General features: G+C 42.2%; 14 protein-coding genes and 1 tRNA gene. 10 read left to right on the top strand and 5 right to left on the bottom strand.

The window, feature by feature from the left end:
• Position 1 precedes the first annotated feature (1 nt).
• Positions 2-1,321, top strand: coding sequence for a glucose-1-phosphate adenylyltransferase (glgC, locus tag DRZ93_RS10125; protein WP_113746519.1), 1,320 nt, complete (start codon positions 2-4; stop codon positions 1,319-1,321).
• A gap of 125 nt (positions 1,322-1,446) precedes the next feature.
• On the opposite strand, the gene DRZ93_RS10120 is transcribed toward glgC, so the two are convergent.
• Positions 1,447-2,754, bottom strand: coding sequence for a citrate synthase (locus DRZ93_RS10120; protein ID WP_113746518.1), 1,308 nt, complete (start codon positions 2,752-2,754; stop codon positions 1,447-1,449).
• A gap of 171 nt (positions 2,755-2,925) precedes the next feature.
• Here DRZ93_RS10120 and purU point away from each other — a divergent pair, with 171 nt between their 5' ends.
• On the top strand, positions 2,926-3,765 hold the full coding sequence (gene purU / locus DRZ93_RS10115; protein ID WP_113743757.1) for a formyltetrahydrofolate deformylase: 840 nt from the start codon (positions 2,926-2,928) through the stop codon (positions 3,763-3,765).
• A 166-nt stretch (positions 3,766-3,931) separates the two neighbouring features.
• On the opposite strand, the gene pdxH is transcribed toward purU, so the two are convergent.
• On the bottom strand, positions 3,932-4,570 hold the full coding sequence (pdxH, locus tag DRZ93_RS10110) for a pyridoxamine 5'-phosphate oxidase (RefSeq protein WP_113743758.1): 639 nt from the start codon (positions 4,568-4,570) through the stop codon (positions 3,932-3,934).
• Between the two features lie 168 nt (positions 4,571-4,738).
• Between pdxH and DRZ93_RS10105 the strand changes: the two genes are divergently transcribed.
• From DRZ93_RS10105 to DRZ93_RS10090, 4 genes are all read left to right on the top strand, one after another.
• Complete coding sequence (locus tag DRZ93_RS10105) at positions 4,739-5,950, top strand: acetate kinase (RefSeq protein WP_113746517.1); 1,212 nt, start codon at positions 4,739-4,741, stop codon at positions 5,948-5,950.
• A gap of 87 nt (positions 5,951-6,037) precedes the next feature.
• Positions 6,038-7,987 (top strand): ABC transporter ATP-binding protein, encoded by a 1,950-nt coding sequence (locus tag DRZ93_RS10100; protein ID WP_113746516.1) that lies wholly within the window; start codon positions 6,038-6,040, stop codon positions 7,985-7,987.
• An 8-nt stretch (positions 7,988-7,995) separates the two neighbouring features.
• Entirely contained in the window at positions 7,996-9,558 is a 1,563-nt protein-coding gene (locus DRZ93_RS10095; RefSeq protein WP_113746515.1) for a UvrD-helicase domain-containing protein, read from the top strand.
• Positions 9,559-9,789: 231 nt separating this feature from the next.
• Positions 9,790-11,616, top strand: coding sequence for an AAA family ATPase (locus DRZ93_RS10090; protein WP_113746514.1), 1,827 nt, complete (start codon positions 9,790-9,792; stop codon positions 11,614-11,616).
• A gap of 379 nt (positions 11,617-11,995) precedes the next feature.
• On the opposite strand, the gene DRZ93_RS10085 is transcribed toward DRZ93_RS10090, so the two are convergent.
• The 3 genes from DRZ93_RS10085 to DRZ93_RS10075 all read right to left on the bottom strand — a co-directional run bounded on the left by DRZ93_RS10085 (position 11,996) and on the right by DRZ93_RS10075 (position 14,875).
• Positions 11,996-12,082 (bottom strand) — tRNA-Leu (locus tag DRZ93_RS10085).
• Between the two features lie 52 nt (positions 12,083-12,134).
• Entirely contained in the window at positions 12,135-13,295 is a 1,161-nt protein-coding gene (locus tag DRZ93_RS10080; RefSeq protein WP_113746513.1) for an anhydro-N-acetylmuramic acid kinase, read from the bottom strand.
• A gap of 122 nt (positions 13,296-13,417) precedes the next feature.
• Complete coding sequence (locus DRZ93_RS10075; RefSeq protein WP_113746512.1) at positions 13,418-14,875, bottom strand: ISL3 family transposase; 1,458 nt, start codon at positions 14,873-14,875, stop codon at positions 13,418-13,420.
• 526 nt (positions 14,876-15,401) lie between these two features.
• On the opposite strand from DRZ93_RS10075, the gene fsa reads away from it, so the two are divergent.
• From fsa to DRZ93_RS10055, 4 genes are all read left to right on the top strand, one after another.
• Positions 15,402-16,055, top strand: a complete 654-nt coding sequence (gene fsa, locus DRZ93_RS10070; protein ID WP_113743764.1) for a fructose-6-phosphate aldolase — start codon at positions 15,402-15,404, stop codon at positions 16,053-16,055.
• A 148-nt stretch (positions 16,056-16,203) separates the two neighbouring features.
• Positions 16,204-17,538 carry a hypothetical protein gene (locus tag DRZ93_RS10065; protein ID WP_113746511.1) on the top strand — a complete coding sequence of 445 codons (1,335 nt, stop codon included), beginning with the start codon at positions 16,204-16,206 and terminating at the stop codon, positions 17,536-17,538.
• A 14-nt stretch (positions 17,539-17,552) separates the two neighbouring features.
• Positions 17,553-19,547 (top strand): transketolase, encoded by a 1,995-nt coding sequence (gene tkt / locus DRZ93_RS10060; protein WP_113746510.1) that lies wholly within the window; start codon positions 17,553-17,555, stop codon positions 19,545-19,547.
• Between the two features lie 287 nt (positions 19,548-19,834).
• The gene (locus tag DRZ93_RS10055) at positions 19,835-20,998 is read left to right on the top strand and encodes a phosphoglycerate kinase (RefSeq protein WP_113743767.1); all 1,164 of its coding nucleotides are present in this window, start codon (positions 19,835-19,837) and stop codon (positions 20,996-20,998) included.
• Positions 20,999-21,032 lie beyond the last annotated feature (34 nt).

Here is a 21,032-nt window from a genome sequence, read left to right as displayed (position 1 = left end):
ATTGGATAATCCACGTGACGTCGCTAGAGACACAATGGCCCTGGTATTAGCCGGCGGACGCGGCAGCAGACTTCGCATGCTCACAGATTACAGAGCAAAACCAGGCGTATTTTTCGGTGGAAAATTTAGAATTATAGATTTTGCCCTGTCAAACTGTGTAAACTCAGGTATCACCCGTATTGGTGTAGTAACTCAGTATAAATCACACAGCCTTTTACGTCATCTGCAGGCAGGTTGGTCATTCCTGCGCGGTCAGTTCAATGAGTTCATTGATCTGCTTCCAGCTCAGCAGCGTGTGGATGAGGAACACTGGTATCAGGGTACTGCCGATGCTGTTTTCCAGAACGTCGATATTATTAAAAATCACAGACCAAAATACATTGTAGTTCTTGCAGGTGACCACATCTACAAGATGGACTACACCGCCATGGTTATGGATCACATCCGTCACGGCAAGAGAGTGACAGTGGCCTGTATTCCAATTCCACGCAAGGATGCCTATGCCTACGGCGTTATGAAGGTTGACAGCAACTGGATGATCACAGACTTTGTTGAAAAGCCAAAAGATCCTCCTGCAATGCCAAACAATCCTGATATGGCCTTAGCCTCAATGGGTATCTATGTATTTGATGCAGACTTCCTGTATGACATCCTTGAGAGCGATGCCCGCAACCCAGAGTCCAAGCGTGATTTTGGTATGGATATTATTCCATCTCTGGTGCAGAAGCGTCAGGCCCATGCCCATGACTTCTCCTTATCATGCATCAGAAATGAAGGCATGCCAGATATCTGCTACTGGCGCGATGTAGGTACCATTGATGCCTACTGGGAAGCCAACATGGATATTGCAGCTGTACAGCCACAGCTTGACGTATATGATACCAGCTGGCCAATCTGGACCCATCAGGTACAGATGCCTCCTGCAAAATATGTACAGGACATCAATGGCACATCATCCATTGTACGTAACTCTGTATGTTCAGCAGGCTGTATCATCTCCGGCTCATCAATCTGCCAGTCAGTACTGTTCTCAGCCACACGTGTGCACTCAAACTGTTTCTTAATGGATGCTGTTGTACTGCCATCATGTGTTATCCACCGTGGCTGCCGTCTGACCAAGGTTATTTTAGATAGAGGCTGTGAGATTCCACGCGGACTTATTATCGGTGAAAATGCAGCACTTGATGCCAAGCGCTTCTACAGATCAGAAGGCGGAGTAACTCTCGTAACCCGCGAGATGTTAATCAAGCTGCGTGAGGATGAGCCACAGCTCTTTGAAGGCTTTGACTCATACGCAAGCCAGAAGTCACCTATTTACTAAATAACTGTCAAACAGACAATGATAAAAATGCCACCGCGAGGTGGCATTTTTATGTGCACAGTATTATGGTTACACCAATAAAAATGCCACCTTGCGGTGGCATTTTACGAAGATCGTAAAAACTGTTATCTCTTGGAGAGAACCTTTACATTGCGCATGGTCTTGCCTGTGTAAATCTGGCGCGGACGACCGATGCGGCTCTCTGGCATTTTCTGCATTTCTGTCCAGTGGGCAATCCAGCCTACAGTTCTTGCCAGGGCAAAGATAACGGTAAACATAGATGTTGGGATGCCAATTGCATTGAGGATAATACCTGAGTAGAAGTCAACGTTAGGGTAGAGGTTGCGCTCGATGAAGTATTCATCTGACAGGGCAATACTCTCAAGCTCGGTTGCAACATCTAAAATAGGGTGATCCTTGATGTGCAGCTCATTTAAAACCTCATGACAGGTCTCGCGCATAACCACTGCGCGTGGGTCATAGGCTTTATAAACACGGTGACCAAAGCCTGACAGACGGAATGGATCATTCTTGTCTTTGGCACGGGCTACGAATTCAGGAATTCTGTCTGTAGTACCGATTTTCTCAAGCATACGCAGACAGGCCTCGTTGGCGCCGCCGTGAGCAGGGCCCCATAATGAAGCAATACCTGCGGCAATACATGCATAAGGGTTGGCTCCAGAGGAACCTGCAAGACGCACTGATGAGGTTGAAGCGTTCTGCTCGTGATCAGCATGCAGAGTGAAAATACGGTCAAGTGCTCTTTCAACAACCGGATTTATTTTATATTCCTCACAAGGTGTGGCAAACATCATGTGCAGGAAGTTGCCGGCATAGCTTAAATCATTTCTTGGGTACACAAATGGATGACCAATTGAGTACTTATATGACATAGCGGCCAGGGTTGGAATCTTGGCTATAAGACGTATGGCTGTTCTTTCTCTGTGCTCAGGATCATAGATATCCAGATCATCATGATAGAAGGCTGACAGCGCGCCTGCGATACCACACAGTACAGCCATTGGGTGGCTGTCACGTCTGAAGGCTTTGAACAGGGAGGTAATCTGTTCATGGATCAGAGTATGATGCAGTACGGAGTTTTCAAAATCCTTGTATTGAGTTTTGTTTGGCAGTTCTCCCTTTAACAGAAGGTAGCATACCTGCAGATAATTGGCCTTGGTGGCTAGCTGATCGATTGGATAACCGCGATAGAGCAGAACACCTTTGGCACCGTCAATAAAAGTTATACGTGAATTGCATGATGCTGTTGACACAAAACCTGGATCGTAGGTGAAGTAGCCGTTTTTGCCAAGAGCTGAAATATCGATAACTTCAGGGCCCATGGTGCCTTTGAGTATAGGCAGCTGAATAGGATCACGGCCAGGTATGGTTAATGTTGCATATTTGTCGAGAGAAGGATCTTGATTGGACATGTTTAAACCCTCAAAACATCTTTGCAGATAATATAACCAAAATTAGCATGTACATAAAATATGATAATGGTATTATTACGAAAAATGCTCAAAAACAGTGCATGTTTAGTTTTTTTCCATATAATATGTAAAATCTAAAAGATATTGGTTTTTTCGGGTCGTAATACAAATATGGAAGAGAGAATTTTACTTACCGAGTGTGCAGACGCTACAGGAATTATTTCAAAGGTTACCAGTGAGTGTTTCAACTATCAGGTAAATATTGTCCATCAGGATCAGTTTGCTACAACTGATGATAACAGATTCTTTATGCGTACAGTGCTTGAAGGTGATTTTTCCTGCGAGAACGAGCTGGTGCAGTCAATACGTGATCTCCTGCCAGCAGATGCCAAGGTCAGACTGGTGAGCAGAGCTAAAAAGCGCATAGCTGTACTTGTTACCAAGGAAGCTCATGTTCTTGGCGATCTTCTGATTAAATCATATTCAGATGCCATGCGTGGTCAGATTGTCATGGTGGCCGGCAATCACCCTGATCTGCGTGATCTTGTAGAGAAATTTGACATACCTTTCCATTATGTACCAACAGAGGGTATCTCACGTGAGGAGCATGAGGAGAGAATGTGCCAGCTTATAGACGAGGCCAATGTTGACTATGTGGTTCTGGCCAAATACATGCGCATTCTGTCAGAGAAAATGGTGGCCCGCTATCCTCTTGGCAAACTTATCAATATTCACCACTCATTCCTGCCAGCCTTTATAGGTGCCAAGCCTTATCAGCAGGCTTTTGACCGCGGTGTGAAAATCATTGGCGCTACAGCCCACTTTGTAACCAACAATTTAGATGAGGGACCTATTATCGAGCAGGACGTCATCAAGGTAAATCATCGCTATGATGCACGTACCATGGCCAAGGCCGGTCGTGATGTGGAAAGATTGGTGCTGTTTAGAGCTCTAAGCCGCGTGCTTGAGGACAAGGTCTTTATTCACGGCAACAAGACCGTGGTCTTTTAAAGACAGAGAAGATTATAGGCCCTGCTCTGATGCAGGGCTTTTTTATGCCTTCAGGTTGAGTTTTACTTTTTAAATATCATTAATAAATGATCTTTAAAAAGATAGCATAAAAATTTGCAATTCTTTATCAACTACCAGAGGGCAAAAAATTGATACAGATCATGTTTTAAGGGCTGAGACGGTCCACCTGCCAGCCATCATCCTTTCTTACATACATAAATCTGTCATGCAGGCGATTTTCACGGCCCTGCCAGAACTCAACAGTATCAAATTTTATGCGATAGCCACCCCAGAAAGAAGGCAGCGGCACTTCCTTGTTTTTAAATTTCTCTTTTAATTCAAAGAACTTGGCCTCAAGTACTGAGCGGGCAGATATCTTTGACGATTGTGCCGAGGCCCAGGCTCCTAGCTGACTGTCTCTTGGGCGTGAGTGAAAATAGTGCACAACCTCGCTTAAAGAAAGTCTGGAGCAGCTGCCGGTGAATATGACCTGTCGCTCTAAAAAGTACCATGGAAACAGGACGCTGACCTTGGGGTTCTGCTCAATATCTTTGGCCTTTCTTGAGCCAAGATTGGTGTAAAAAACCAGTGAGTCTTTATCATAGTTTTTTAAAAGAACAATGCGCGAATGCACGTTTGCATCAGAATCTGCAGTTGAGATGACCATGGCGTTTGGGTCATAGACATTGGCATCAATGGTCTCTTTGAGCCATTTTTCAAACAGCTCCATAGGATCATCTGTCAGATCCTGCTCTGATAGTCCACTTTGAGTGTACGAACGTCTCAAACTTGAAACATCTATCATATTTTTATTTCCGTAAATTTTTTCAATACATGGTACATGTATTACTTGAATATCTAATAAGTGCTAGAATATAAAAATATTAACACCTTGCATTTTGTTATGTAAGTTTTTTTTGGTTTTTGTAACACGGGCATTGTTCCTGAAAGTTTATCCAGGGTTGTTTTAAAAATGAATTTAAAAAACGCACTTGTTATTAATTGTGGCAGTACCTCTGTCAAGTTTGCAATCATGAATCCAGAAGACGGTACCGTATATTTAAGCGGTATTGCCGAGGCTTTAACTCTGCCAGAGGCAGTTATTTCATGGCGCTTTGGTGATGATGCCAAGCAGAAGGCTACTATTGCCAAGGCTGATCACAAGGATGCATTAAACTACCTGGTTAACACTATTTTAGCCACCCGTAAGGATCTGCTCGACTCAATCATTGCCTGCGGTCACCGTATCGTGCACGGCGGCGAGTTCTACAGCGAGCCTACCCTGATTGATGACGAAGTTGTTACCAACATTGAGAAGGTTATTCCTTTTGCTCCACTGCACAACCCAGCCCACATTCTTGGTATTGAGGCTGCCCGTCACTCATTCCCTAATATTCCACACGTAGCCGTATTTGATACCGCATTCCATCAGACCATGCCTCCTGTAGCATACCGTTTTGCTATTCCTGAGGAGTACTACACTGAAATCGGTATCCGTCGCTACGGCGCCCACGGTACTTCACACATGTACCTGTCTCAGCAGGCAGCCAAGTACCTTGGTAAAGATCTTGAGGACACCAATGTTATTACCTGTCACTTAGGTGGCGGTGCCTCTGTTACTGCTGTAAAAGGTGGCAAGTGCCTTGACACATCAATGGGTTTAACTCCGCTTGATGGCCTTGTAATGGCTACCCGTACCGGCTCTATCGATCCTTCTGTAGTATTCTTCCTGTGCGACAGATACAACATGACACCAGAAGAGGTTAAAGATATCTTTAACAAGAAGTCAGGTCTGTTAGCTTTATCAGGCGTATCATCAGACATGCGTCCTATCTGTGAAGGCTATGAGAATGGTGATGAGAAGTGCACTCTGGCTCTTGAGATGTTCTCATATCGTCTGGCCAAGTTCATTGCCTCTTACTTCATTCCATTAGGCCGTGTTGACGCCATCGTCTTCTCAGGCGGTATTGGTGAGAACTGCTTTGAGGCCCGTGAGCTGACATGCCGTTACTTAAAGGATTCATTTGGTGTTGTACTCGATGAGGAGAAGAACAAGACTGCCCTGGCCCGTTTAGGCTTTGAAGGCGGTGAGCTGTCATTACCTGAGTCACGCCTCAAGGTTCTTATGATTCCTACTAATGAAGAGCTTGTAATTGCACGTTCAGCCATGAACTTTGTCAAGTAAGCTACAAAAATCCTTCAAAAAAAGGTATCATTAAAGCTTGAAGATCCCCCTGTAGATGGGGGATCTACTTTTTATGGAGCCCAAGCTTTGACAGATACTCAAAATTCAAGCACAACATCTACACAAACATCTTCCGATAACAATACTAAAGCTACCACTGCAGAAGCTGCTGGCAAAAGAAGCTATCCTATTGTCCTTAGTGTCACCGATCAGAATGCTCAGACGAGTTTTATCCGTGGCTATAAACAGTTCTGGCCCTTTTTAAAACCTTACTGGCCACTGGCTGTACTTGGCATATTGCTTACCATTCCTGTAGGTGCCCTTGATGCTGTGGTTGCCTATTTTCTAAAGCCTTTTATGGATCTGGTCATGATTGAGCAGCAGACAGAGTTTGCCTCATATGTACCATATATTATTGTAGGCTTTACTGTAATTCAGGGTATCTTTATCTATCTGTCATCCTATGTAAACAGCTATGTCGGCGGCAAAATCAATCTGCTTATAAGATCACGCCTGTATAAAAAGCTTTTAGACTGTGACAGCAATTTTTATGATGTAAACAATTCAGGCTCTGTAATATTCCGTTTCTTTCAGGATGCAGAGCTGGCATCGGCAGGTCTTATTGCCAATATAAAACTGTTTTTAACCAAGTTTTTCTCCTCCATGTCACTAGTTGGCGTCATGATCTATAACTCATGGGAGCTGACCTTGTTTTCAATTGGTATTCTGGTCTTTTTAGTAATTCCGCTGCGTATTGTAAGACGCCGCATTAAAAAGATTGTAGGTAAGACAGTATCTGGCAGTACACAGATTATTACACTGTACAATGAGACTACACAGGGCAACAGAGTGATCAAATCCTTTGGCCTTAAGGACAAGATGTTCAGAATCTTTAAAGAAAGAGCAGATTTCCTTTTTGATATGGGCCTTAAGATGGTGCGCGATACCAACTGGCTCTCTCCTGTTATGCATTTTGTAGCATCTATTGGTGTGGCAGGCGTCCTGTTTTTAGGTACACATCTGATTTTAAGCGGCACCATAACCTCAGGATCCTTTGTCTCATTCCTAGCCGCCCTCATGATGCTCTACACTCCGATTAAATCAATTGGCAACAATTACATTCAGGTGCAGCAGTCACTTTTAGCCATTGACCGTATCTATCAGCTTTTAGATACAGTAAGTGTTGAGGAGCTCTCAGAGCATAGTGAGAATACTGAACTTACAGATATTAAAGAGAGTATATCCTTTAAGGATGTACACTTTTCCTACAATGAAGAGCGCGAGATCCTAAAGGGCATAAGCTTTGATATCAAGGTTGGCAGCAAGGTGGCTTTAGTTGGCAACTCAGGCGGAGGTAAGACCACTGTCTGCTCGCTTATACCGCGCCTTTACGAAATTGACAGCGGTCTTATCACTATTGATGGGCGTGATATTAAAGAGTATTCACTTTCATCTTTGCGTGAGAATATAGCTATGGTCTTTCAGGACAGCTTTTTATTCCAGGGCAGCATTAGAGACAATATTGTCTGTGCCAAGGAGAATGTAAGTGAAGAGGATCTTGAAAATGCCATCAAGGGCGCCTATCTTGATGATTTTATAAGCTCTCTGCCCGAGGGACTTGATACTCAGATAGGTGAGAGAGGCGTATCCTTATCAGGTGGACAGAAGCAAAGATTGTCAATTGCCAGAGCTATTTTAAAAAATGCTCCGTTAGTTATCTTGGACGAGGCAACATCAGCTCTTGACAACAAATCTGAAAAGGTTGTGCAAAAGGCCTTAGATTCACTTATGAAGGGTCGCACTACCATTGTTATTGCCCATAGACTCTCAACCATACGCGATGCCGATACCATCATGGTTATCAATGATGGTTATGTGGTTGAAAGGGGCAGTCATGATGATCTTATGCAGATTAAAAACGGAGCCTATGCCTCCTTATATAACTCACAGTTTAAAAAGCTTGAAGAGCAGCAGACGGCTGCAGATGACAAGGGCGATACTTTAAACACTGATACAGAAAATACTCAGAGTCTTTAGAGGCTAACATGCAGTTAACCGCTCAGCAGTATGAGATAATTGAGCGCTCGAGGTTTATGGAGCGCAACAGTGTCATGAAGATTGAGGCCTGCGCCGGATCTGGTAAAACCTTTACCCTGACGCAAATTGCAGCTGCCAACCCTCACAAGCGCTTTTTATATCTGGCCTTTAACCGGGCCATAGTAGAAAGTGCCAGAAGCAAATTTCCGCAGAATGTAACTATTATGACCACGCATGCCCTGGCCTACAGAGCTGTGGTGATGCGCTTTTTTCAGGGGCGTGACATAGTAGGTATGTTAAGACCTTTTGATATTGCTCCTTTATTTGGTAAAAAGAGCAATTCAGAGCTTATGGAGCTTTTGCGTCAGTTTAACAATTTTCTGCACTCATCTGAGCGCTATACCAATGATCAGCAGCTCTTGCAGCTAATCTCTGCCATTGAGCAGGGAGCTGTGCCCATGACGCATGATTATTATCTTAAGCTCTATCAGGTCATGAATGACAAGGGTCTTAATCATTTTGACTTTATTCTGCTTGATGAGGCACAGGATACCAATGATGTAACCTTATCTATCTTTTTTGACAATACCTGCTCAAAAATTATTGTTGGTGATTCCAATCAGTCAATTTATGGCTTCAGAGGAGCAGTTAATGCTCTTAACAAGATAAAGGCTGATATTGTGCACAAGCTTAGCATTTCCTTTCGCTCCAATCAGGAAATACTAGATAAGGCCAATTATTTTGTAAAAAACTATGCCCGTCCTTCCATTTACAATCAAATGCAGGCCATGTTTGATAAAAAGACTATCATAGGGCATCTATATGGTAATGAAGACAAGGCTGTACTTACAAGAACCAATGCGGCACTGATTGAGCAGATTGCCAATATCTCAAATGCCAATCTTGGCAAATACAATCTTATAAAAAATCCGCGTGATATCTTTTTGCCATCTATAGCCATATTTAATCTGATGAAGGGCGACAGAGACAAGATAGCCCCCTCTGAGGCTTTTATTAGACGCTTTAGAACAGTACTTGAGCTTGAGACCTATGCCAATGAGTGCAAGGACAGGGAGATTTTATTTGCCATTGATATGGCCGAAAAATACAAAGGTCAGCTCTTTGAGCTCTATGAAAGGGGCAAAAAGATCTTTAACAATGCAAGTGCCGGTATTGTGCTGACCAATGCTCATCAGGCCAAAGGGCTTGAGTGGGCCCATGTAACACTGTGCTCGGATTTTGCATCCCTGGCCGAGCTTAAGGCCCGTGAGCTCGATCTGCACAACAGTGATGACAATATTGAGTATATAGAGTCACAAAGCTCATTATCTTTAGTGCAGGAGGCCAATCTTTACTATGTGGCCATGACCCGCGCCAAGGTAGATATTATAGATCTTACTGACAATGACAGTGAGTATATTCAGTTTATGGCCGGACGCAGTCATAAAGATGTGCTTTTGCAAAAGGCATCTGATATTGCAAGAAGTGAAAATAGTATGGCTCAGTCTCAATACAAGGAGACTGCCCATAAGAGCCGTGGCAGAAAAAAATCAGCATCAAAGCGCAGATAGGTTTTATCCCCAACGTAAATGATAGTGTAACTGTACTTTAAAATGTAATATTTGCTGAAATATCATGATATCGCAATTGCGAGCTTCTGATCTAAGCATTGATAAATGTATTCTAATTTATCAAGAATACTTGTAATATAAGGATAAAGTGCGCACATGGATGCATGAAAAGTAATAAAAGAACGACACAAAGGTATTATATAAAATCATAGTGCATTAGAGGTTTTTATTATGGACACACACGCAAAGCCAAAAGTATTACCAGGCTGTGAGATCTTTGAAAAGCTTATTGAATCTAATGCCTATTATGTAGATAAAACCTCATACTTAAAAAATCTCCTTGAAAGCTCTGATGAGGTTGAAAATGCCTTATTCACAAGACCCCGTCGCTTTGGCAAAACCTTAAACATGTCCATGATAAAGGCCTTTTGTGAGCTTGACTATAAAAATCCTGGGGACACATCATATCAGCAAAAACTCTTTATAGACAATGGCCGTAATCTTGCTGTAGCTCAGGATGAGTATAAAGAGCTTCGTGATAAGGTTATGGGACAGCTGCCTGTTATCTATGTCTCCTTTAGAGGTGTTGAGGGCTCCTGCTTTTATGAGGCTGTTGAAAAATTAGTAATTAAGATTTTCAACTTATATGAAGAATTTGCCTTTTTGCTAGATAATCCGAAAATATCAGATAACAGAAAAACTATTTTTTCCACTATATTCGATTTTTGCGCAAATAACCTTAATCTGTCAGCAGATTTAACAAAACTCAATGATGCTGTAACTTATTGTGGTCTTTTTATACCCAATCTTGCAAAAATGTTATACCTTGCATATGGCACAAAGGTTTTAATCCTTATAGATGAGTATGATGTGCCATTGCAAAAGGCAGTAGTGGCTGAGAAGCCTTACTATAATAAAATGCTTGGCATAATACGTGATATAAGTGTTAATACCTTTAAACAGGATCCTGATGCCTGGCTGTATAAGGGCATTATTACAGGCTGTTTAAAAATTGCCCATCAAAGTGTCTTTACTGATGCTAATAACTTTACTACCTTTAATGTAAACGATGAGCTTTACTCATCCTTCTTTGGCTTTACACAGGAGCAGACTGATAAAATCATCAGTGACTTTGGTGTAGAGTCTAAAAGAGATGAGATTAAAAAGTGGTATAACGGCTATAGATTTGGAGATGATTATGTCTACTGCCCATGGTCTTTAATGGAGTACTGCGCCGCATCAAAACGTAACGGAAGCAATGAGCCAAAGCCTTTTTGGGTCAACACCTCAGGCAATGACATTATTACTCTGTATACTAAAAACTCAATTGAGGCTAAAAAGCAAGGTAATATTGATAAATTACAGGACTTAATGGATGGCAAATCAATAGACATTGAGCTATCTGAATTTACAGTTTATCCTGATATAAAAGATTGCCTTGATTTTGATACATTTTTTACAATGCTGTTGCAGACAGGTTATGTTACCTTAACTGAGGACTCAGCACTAAGAGGTGATGTCAGGGTTAAAATACCAAATTATGAGATAAAAGAAGCTTTTGAGAATAAGACTAAAGTTTTTTATTCAAAGAAATATAAAAACTGGAGCTCTCAGGGTTTCAATCTTTTAGATGCATTAATGAGCAATGATATTGCCAGGGCTCAGGATATTATCAATACAGTATTAAAAACCTATATAAGTATTAGGCACTCAGGTCATGAGCAATACTATCATGGTTTTATGCAGGGTCTTTTGATAGAGGCTGTAACCGATTGTGGTATTACTATGTTAGATGAGAGTGAAAGTGGTCTTGGCTATAGTGACATTATTCTTAAAGACTCATCTAATGATAGAGCAGTTATTTTAGAGTTTAAAAGAGCTGCAACAGATGACTGTCTAGAGGTCGCTAATGAGGCTACAGATCAAATCAAAGAAAAGAAATATGCAGATCTGTTTAGTGCACAATATAAACATGTCTATGGCATTGGCATAGGCTTTTTCAAGAAAAAATGTAAGATTGCATCTTTGGGCAATATTGCAAATCAGGATAAAATTTAGGCTCAAGTAAAAAATCTTTGGTTTTTTTTATTAGCACTGTATTTTGCTATGATGCATCCATGTTCATTTTAAAGCATTAGTAAAGGCAAAATACTGAGGGTCAATGATTAGCAAGTCCAACACCCCTAAGGTCTGGTCATTGACTGATAGTTTTGGCATAGATAGTGTAGCATAGGTCTTACACATTCTTATACTTAAGACCTTAGATACTCTTTGCAATTTTGGGTCAAGTAGCTATCTTAGGACTAGCAAAAGCTAATACTCATAACTTTTCTCTTGATCTGCAATTTTTATCTACTCAAACACAGATGTAATATAAAGCCACAAAAAAAGCAAAGCAGGTATTAAAAGCTATTTTAAAAGGAATAAAAATTTGATGTGGTGCCTGAGAAGGGACTCGAACCCTTACACTATCACTAGCGGCGGATTTTGAATCCGCTGCGTCTACCAATTCCGCCACTCAGGCATCAAAATAAAGTTGTGCTATTTTATCTTTAAAAAAATAAAGTGTAAAGTATTTATTTTAGCCTCCTTGAGTAGCAGCCATCAGTTGCAGGGCACAGACAGCCAAGGATTGAAGGTCTTGTCGCTCCCGTGCAGTCTTTTATATCAGGTGCTATGCCTGAGACGAATAAATAGGCAAAGTAGGCAAAGGCCTGAGCCTCAAGATAGGAGGCATCTATACCAAAATCCTGTGATATATAGGTTTTAATATCAAAATCAAGCATTGATTTTTCAAAGAGTCTGACAATAAGAGGGTTTAGGGCTCCACCGCCGCACAGTACAAGCTCGCCGCCACGCTCAAGTTTGTACTTATTTACAATTGCCTCTATATGTAAACTTACGCATTTTACTGTATAGACACTTAGGGTATAGAGCAGATCTTCAATGGCAAGCCTGCCTGCCTTACACATGTCAAGATATGGGGCAATACAGTTGCGGTTAAAGTCCTCACGCCCTGTGGACTTTGGAAATGGCTTTGATAAATAACTGTTTTGTAAAAGCTCATTTAAAATACTATCAACAACATGACCCTGTGATGAGACTTTGGCATCTGCATCATAATCAAGATGCAGTATTTCACGGCAGCACAGATCCAAAAGAGTATTGGCAGGGCCGCAGTCAAAGCCGCACAGTATGCATCCTTTATCATCTAGTGCTGTAATATTGGAAATACCGCCAAGATTTAATACAAAGCGATTGACCCCCTGTTTTGATAAGAGCAGCTTGTGAAAAATAGGGGTCAGTGGTGCACCCTGACCTGCATTTGCAAGATCGGCGGCTCTGAAATTGACAATGGTATCAATGCCGGTAATCGCAGCTACCATAGGGCCGTTATCAAGCTGCAAAGAAAAGTTCTGCTCTGGCCTGTGTCTTACTGTCTGTCCATGTGTGCCTATGGCGCAGATTTTATCAGCGCTGATATTGGCTTTGTCTAAAAGCTCTGTGACAACTCTGGCCTCATGCTCTGCAATAGAGTTGCAGGCTAAAGGCATTTTTTCAATTTCATCAGATGATGAGCTGCAAAGACTATGCAGCAGTGTGTGGACACTTTCATCCCACTTTATGGTGTGGGAGGCAATAAGTTTAAAGCTGTTTTGTGATATGCGGCAAAGGGCGGCATCGAGACTGTCGATGCTGGTGCCTGACATAACACCTATAAATAACTTATCTGACATATAAAATCATCGTGTTGAAAATAGCAAAACAAAAATGTCATATTATCCTACAAATGTTTATTTTACCTACAGATAATGCAAAATTTGAGGTAAAAATGCAGCTGTGACAATTGGACTCATCCCTAAATTTGGGGGTTGACATTATTTTCAACAGGCTCTGAAACTACGGCAGCTTTGAGTGTTGATTTTCTATCTCGAGACAGAGCCTGATGCATTTTCAATATATAGTACCCTATATCTCTAAAGCCGTAGGCTACCCTTTTAATGGTTTTGAATTTAGCATTGCATCCCTCTAAAATACTGGTGTTTAAGCCAGTTGTAGCCGCATGAATAATATAACAGCTCCAATCTTTTAGCTTCTTGCAGAACCTTATCAGTAAAGGAATTTCTGTTGCTTCAGCTTGTGAATACAGGTTTTTAATTTCTGTTTCAACCTGCTCAAGTGTACCTCCGCTATGCCATAGATCTCTGATATGGTCTCCAAAAATTGATATTGTAAACAAGCTCTTATTCTGTTTGAGGGTTTCTACAAGATCTTTTTGCGACTCTTCAAGAGTGTTGAGTTTATCTGAGCCCATGTAAGTCAGCCACTTGCTCTGTCTAAGATCTTTTATACGCTTCTTGTATTCACTTTTCTTTTGTTGATACTCGCCGGCGTCCATGGCGCCAAGCTCCTTGCGTAAATCTTTTATTTTATCAAGCCTTATGGCATCTGCCACTTCACTGTTAAACTGTTGCAGGCAGTGGAATAAATCAAGCACTATCTTTGCATTAGGGCAGAGCTCTTTGACTAGATTCTGATATCCGCAGTTGCCATCCATTACTGCACCTTCAATCTGGTCAAGCAGTCCAAGCTCTTTTAATCTATCAAAGAATGGCCTTAAATCATCTTTCTTTCTGCCGTAGGCAGCATACAAAAGGCGCCTGGTATCGGCATCTATGATGACTGATATATACTTATGGTGCTTTTTAACGCTTATCTCGTCTATAGCTATGTTCCTAACGTCTTCAAGACTTATATCTTTGAACATCTCTATAAGCCTTGCCTTATCAATGTTCCTGACAATATCTGCCTCTACAGCCGTGATAGAGCTTATTTTCTTTAAATCTAGATGACTCTCGCCCAAATCAAGAAGCTGCAGTATCTGCCCATATAAGCGTAAGGTTATCCTATGATGCGGATGGACAAAGCTTGGCTTTAGCCACCTGGCATGATCACAACCACAACAAATGACCTTAGGTACGCGTATCTTTAAAATAACCGCAAATGGTCCTAGTGTGCAATCCTTTACTGTGCGCTCTCCCCAGTCCTTTATATTTACTTTATGGCAGCCACAGATTGGGCAGTTTTGTTCAAGCTCCTCTCTCCAAAGCGTATAGCCAAGATGATAGGTAACAGTCATTGCCGTAGCATCTATTTCAGGCTCACCAGACATTACACAACCCGGGTACATATTGAGAACGCCGTGTTCAAACTTACAGTGCATTAATTCATTAGCACTGGCTTTGATTAAAGTTTCATTTGTTTCTGTATTGGCAGCACTGTAGGAATTTATTATAATGGCACTAGGCTCTGTCATATTCTTTCCTTTGGTCGGGTAAAGTTGTTGTCAGGGCCCTTATTTTATCTGAAATATAAAAATTATTCTCAAGGGAAAATCTTTGGGATTTTTCATAAAGCTTTAGCAAATGCAAAAGACTGACAGTCAATGATTGGCAAAGCCAACCCGTAAGGGCTCGTCATTGACGGACAGTTTTTGCATTGACAATTTGGCCGGGTCTTAAGCATTCTTGTGCTTAAGACCATAGATACCGTTTGCGATCTTGGGTCAACCCCCAATTTCAGGGAAGAACCGACAATTGTGTCTTTGTTTATGATTTAAAGGAAGTTTTTTTGATTTTATGGGCTAATTTTAAGGTACATTTTTTATAATATGGTGAACTGGCTCAAACTTTTAGGTATAAAAATCTACATTTGTTCACAAACGTTTGAATGTGATTTACTAGCAGTATTTAGTCTTGTATTATAGTGATAATTGTTTGCAATAGGCGCCAGCCTAGGTGCTTTTTTCAGTATCACAGACAATAGCAATAGTAGGAGTTGAAATGCGTTTTTTTATTGATACAGCAAATGTTGAAGATATCCGCAAGGCCAATGACATGGGTGTTATCTGCGGTGTAACCACAAACCCATCACTTATTGCCAAAGAAGGCCGTGATTTTAAGGAAGTTATCAAGGAAATCACCTCAATTGTTGATGGTCCTATCAGTGGTGAAGTAAAAGCTACAACATTAGATGCCGAGGGCATGATCAAAGAGGCCCGTGAGATTGCAGCCATTCACGAGAACATGATTGTTAAGATTCCTATGACTGTAGAGGGTCTTAAGGCATGTCACATGTGTAAGGTTGAAGGCATCAAGACCAACCTGACCTTAATCTTCTCAGCCAATCAGGCTTTACTGGCCGCAAGAGCCGGTGCCACCTATGTGTCACCATTCCTTGGCCGTTTAGATGATATCTCACAGCCAGGTATAGATCTTATCCGTCAGATCTCAGATATGTTCTTAGTAGGTGACATTGATGCCCAGATCATCTGTGCCTCTGTACGTAACCCAATCCATGTAACTGACTGTGCCTTAGCCGGTGCTGATATTGCTACTGTTCCTTACAGCGTAATTGAGCAGATGACACATCACCCACTTACAGATCAGGGTATTGCCAAGTTCCAGGCCGACTACAAGAAGGTCTTTGGTGAATAAAATCATGTAAACATTTTAAAGTGCCTGAGTCCAATAATTCAGGCACTTTTTGTTTAATTTTTGATATCCATGTTGGTGCCGCAGCTGTTTTTTAGTTAAAATCAGAAGTTATCCAAAGTATTTAAACATCTCTCAGGATAGAAAGAATATGAAACTTGCCGCAACTCTAATCGGAACAGCTGTCGTACTGACAGGAGCCTATGTAGGAGCTGTTTCCGTTACCTCATCCATGGTTGACAGCCAAATTCGCAATGTAGTCAATGATGCCAGTGAATATATAAACCGCTATTTTGAGCCTGTTCAGATAGCCAATGGCGATATAAGACCTGCCATTACTGTTGCCCTGGCTCATGGTGACAGCGCCATATTTGATAAAAAGGCTGTATTTATTGTAAAGGACAACAGAACAGACAAGGCAGTAACCATTCCGCTTAATATCAAGGTTGGTGCTTTAAATTTTACAGTCAGGGCCGAAGAGGTTGACACCAAGACTCTTGAGGATTTAGGCGTGGTGCAGCTGTTTGAGGATATGCACTATGATCTTGCCGCAACTAAAGTAGACTCACAGTTTCATGTCTCTTTATTCCCATACTCAAGTGAGCTTAAGGTAAATTTAAAATCACCATCAACCCTGGATATTGACAATGCAGTCAATGAAGAAAAATACCCTTTTGAGTTATCTTTAAATGTAAAATCCAAGGGAAATAATGACATTCACACCAGTGCCGATGTCAGACATTTTTTAAGCAGTGATTTTTACATTGACAGAATGACTTTAAATCATGCCTATGAATTTGTCGACAATGATTTTACCAAGTATCAGAGCATTGAGCCTTTGAATATCTATGTTGACGGTTTCTACGCTCCTGAAATGGATTTTAGGGATGTGCTTCTTGAAAACCGCTATATGGGAGATATCAGATCCTACTGCACCAGAAATTCACAGATTAAGAATTTAATTTTAAAGCAGGATATTCTCTCACTCAAAGAGGACAATTTCTCTGTAAGCTTTAATTTTAGTGCCGACAAGATGTTCTCACAAAGAAATGTAAGTGCATCTGGCAAAATCAACAATATTCCAACATCGCTCATTGCAATACACGACGGTCTTGATTTTATCCATGAGATTATGCGCAACAAGCCAGAGCTTGTACTCAAGAACTACAAGGCCGATATGCGCTATATTGCCGAGCGCCCAATTCCAAATGTATCAAAGTACGCCAAGCAGAAGACTATGGTTAAATATGACACCATAACTGTTGAAGGTTCAGGCAAGGCAGGTTTTGATGATTCATTATTAGGCTTAAATGCCAACTTCAGCTTTGAGGCTGACAGAGCCAAGATGGAGGAGCTTAAAAAGAATAACTTCAATCTGCAGGGCGTTATGTCGTTGTGTAAGTACTTTGAAGGCAAGGATAAAAAATCTACCCTTAATTTAGTAATTAATGACAACAATATCTTAGTTAATGGAAAAAGCTATTAAGTTTAGGAGTTTATATGGCAGAAAATTTTAAGAATTTGGCTAATGCAATCCGTGCTTTGAGTATGGATGCTATTCAGAAGGCAAATTCTGGACACCCTGGTGCTCCACTGGGTATGGCTGATATGGCCGAAGCTCTGTGGCGTGGTTTTATGCGTCACAATCCAAAAAATCCTAAATGGGCCAACCGTGATCGTTTTGTTTTATCAAACGGTCATGCTTCAATGCTTATTTATTCACTGCTGCACCTAACAGGTTATGATCTGTCTCTTGAGGATTTAAAACAGTTCCGTCAGCTGCACTCAAAGACTCCAGGTCACCCAGAGTACGGAATAGTACCTGGTGTTGAGACCACCACTGGTCCTTTAGGTCAGGGCATATCAAATGCAGTTGGTATGGCCATGGCTGAGGCTATGCTGGCCTCAGAGTTTAACAAGCCAGGTTTTGATATTGTTGATCACTACACCTATGCCTTTATGGGCGATGGCTGTCTTATGGAGGGTATTTCCCATGAGGCATGCTCCATTGCAGGTACCTTAGGTCTTGGTAAACTGATTGCTTTTTATGACTCAAACGGCATCTCTATTGACGGTGAGGTTAAAAACTGGTTTGGCGATGACACCAAAAAGAGATTTGAGTCCTACCACTGGCAGGTTTTAGAGGTTGACGGTCAGGACGGTCAGGCTCTGCGTGAGGCTATCAGTGAGGCTCAGAAGGAGACATCACGTCCATCACTTATTATCTGCACAACAACCATTGGCTTTGGCTCACCTAACAAGGCCGGCAAGGCATCATCACACGGTGCACCACTGGGTGATGAGGAGATTGCACTTACCAAAAAGGCTTTAGGCTGGAACTATGGTGCCTTTGAAGTACCTGATGATGTTTATGCACAGTGGAATGCCTGTGATAAAGGTGCCAAGCTTGAGAAGGCATGGGATGAGCTTTTTGCCAAGTACAAAGAGCAGTATCCTGCCGAGGCTGATGAATTTGTACGCCGCATGAACGGTGAGCTTGTAGACGGTCTTAAGGAGAAGGCCCGCGAGTTTGCCATGTCACTGCAGAATCAGCCAGCTTCACTTGCTACCCGTAAAGCAGGTCAGAACGCTCTTGATTTCTTTGGCTCAATCATGCCTGAGCTTGTAGGCGGCTCTGCCGACCTGGCTCCATCAAATCTTACAGTAAACAAGGCCTCTGTGAGCGTAAAACCTGGCATTATTTCAGGTAACTACATTCACTGGGGTGTACGTGAGTTTGCCATGGCCGGCGCTATGAACGGCATTATGCTGCACGGCGGTTTCAGACCATATGGCGGCACTTTCCTCATCTTCTCTGAGTATGCAAGAAATGCTATTCGTATGTCTGCTCTGATGGGCATTCCTACCATTTATGTATTTACTCATGACTCAATTGGTGTAGGCGAGGACGGTCCAACCCACGAGCCTATTGAGCAGACTGCCACACTGCGTCTTGTACCAAATCTGCACACCTGGAGACCATGTGATCAGGTTGAGACTGCTATGGCCTATCTGTCAATGGTTGAGAGAAAGGATGGTCCTTCAGACATCGTTCTTACCCGTCAGAATTTAGAGCAGATGTCACGTACTCCAGAGCAGGTCGATAACATTCTGCGTGGTGGCTATATCTTAAAGGACTGCTGTGGTACACCTGATCTTATTATCATTGCCACAGGCTCTGAGGTGGCTTTAGCCTACCACAGTGCTCTGAGCTTAGAGGCCGAGGGTAAGAAGGTACGTGTTGTATCCATGCCTTGCTGTGAGATCTTTGATGCTCAGAGCGATGAGTACAAGGAGCATGTACTGCCTTCAGAGTGCACTGCACGTGTTGCTGTTGAGGCAGGCTCTACCTCACTGTGGTACAAGTATGTAGGACTTAAGGGCAAGGTGCTTGGTATTGACCGCTATGGTGAGTCAGGTCCTGCCGGCAAACTCTTTGAATTATTTGGATTTACTACAGAAAACCTGGTACAAATAGCCAAGAGTGTATTATAATATACTCTTAGGTTAACAAAGCTAAAAAGATCTACAGGTACTCCTGTAGATCTTTTTCACATCATAGGCTCTTAAAATCTTTTAAGACGCATCTTCAATACATGAATTGTAAACGTTTACATAAGTGTGACGCGGCGCATAATTTTTTTTGTGTTTTGCATAAATTAAATGGTTGGCAGGCGTGAGTTTTACAGATTAATAGGTTAAAATAGCTAAGGTAAAGGCTCAACAAAAGAGTTAGTATTTTGTCTAACAAAGACAGGTTTTAATAAGAGGAAATTCTCATTATGGCAATCAAGAAAATGGCCGACCTCGACCTACAGGGTAAGCGTGTTTTAATCCGTGCAGATTTGAATGTACCTATCAAAGATGGTAAGGTCGCTTCAGACAAGCGTATCGTAGCTACATTACCTACCATCGAACTGGCCCTTAAGAAGGGTGCCAAGGTTATGGTGACATCTCACCTCGGCCGTCCTGAGGAAGGTGTATACAATGAGGAGTTTTCTTTAAAGCCAGTTGTTGATTACATGAGCACCAAGCTTGATTGTAAAGTACGTCTGGTTAAAGATTATCTCGACGGTGTTGAAGTTAATGACAATGAAGTGGTTGTTCTTGAGAACTGCCGTTTCAACGCCGGTGAAAAGAAGAATGATGATGCTCTGGCCCGCAAGTATGCAGCTTTATGCGACGTATTTGTAATGGACGCCTTTGGTACTGCTCACCGTGCTCAGGGTACAACCTATGGTGCAGCTCAGTACGCCCCTGTAGCCTGTGCAGGCCCTCTGCTTGCAGCCGAGCTTGATGCTCTGGCTAAGGTAATGGACAATCCAGCCCGCCCAATGGTTGCCATCGTAGGCGGTTCAAAAGTTTCAACCAAGCTGCCTGTATTAAACAGCCTGCTTAAGGTTGCAGATCAGTTAATCGTTGGTGGCGGTATCGCCAATACCTTCATCGCCTCAGCCGGCTTCAAGGTAGGCAAATCACTGTGCGAGGAAGATCTGATTCCTACTGCCAAGGAAATTTCAGAAAAGACTGAAGTTCCTGAGTTTGTTGACGTAGTAGTCGGCAAGGAGTTTGATGAGAACACCAATGCTGAGCTTAAGGATCTTAAGGATGTTGCCGATGACGATATGATCTTCGATATGGGTCCTAAGTCAATGGAGAATATTGCTAAGGTTATCAAGAATGCCAAGACCATTTTATGGAACGGCCCAGTTGGCGTATTTGAGTTCAATCAGTTCGCCTCAGGCACCAAGGCTTTAGCCGAGGCTATTGCTGAGTCTGACGCCTTCTCAGTAGCTGGCGGTGGTGACACAATTGCTGCTATTCAGAAGTTTGGCGTAACCGAGAAGATTTCATACATCTCAACCGGTGGCGGTGCTTTCCTTGAGTTCGTAGAGGGCAAGAAGCTGCCTGCAGTAGAGATTCTCGAGAAGAGAGCTGCTGAGTAATATTTGAAAATCCCGCCGCATCGGCGGGATTAAA

Source organism: Anaerobiospirillum thomasii, assembly GCF_900445255.1.
In the GTDB taxonomy this organism is placed as follows: Bacteria; Pseudomonadota; Gammaproteobacteria; order Enterobacterales; family Succinivibrionaceae; genus Anaerobiospirillum_A; species Anaerobiospirillum_A thomasii.
Note: the sequence above shows the minus strand (reverse complement) of the source record. Positions and strands in the feature narration are given on the sequence as shown.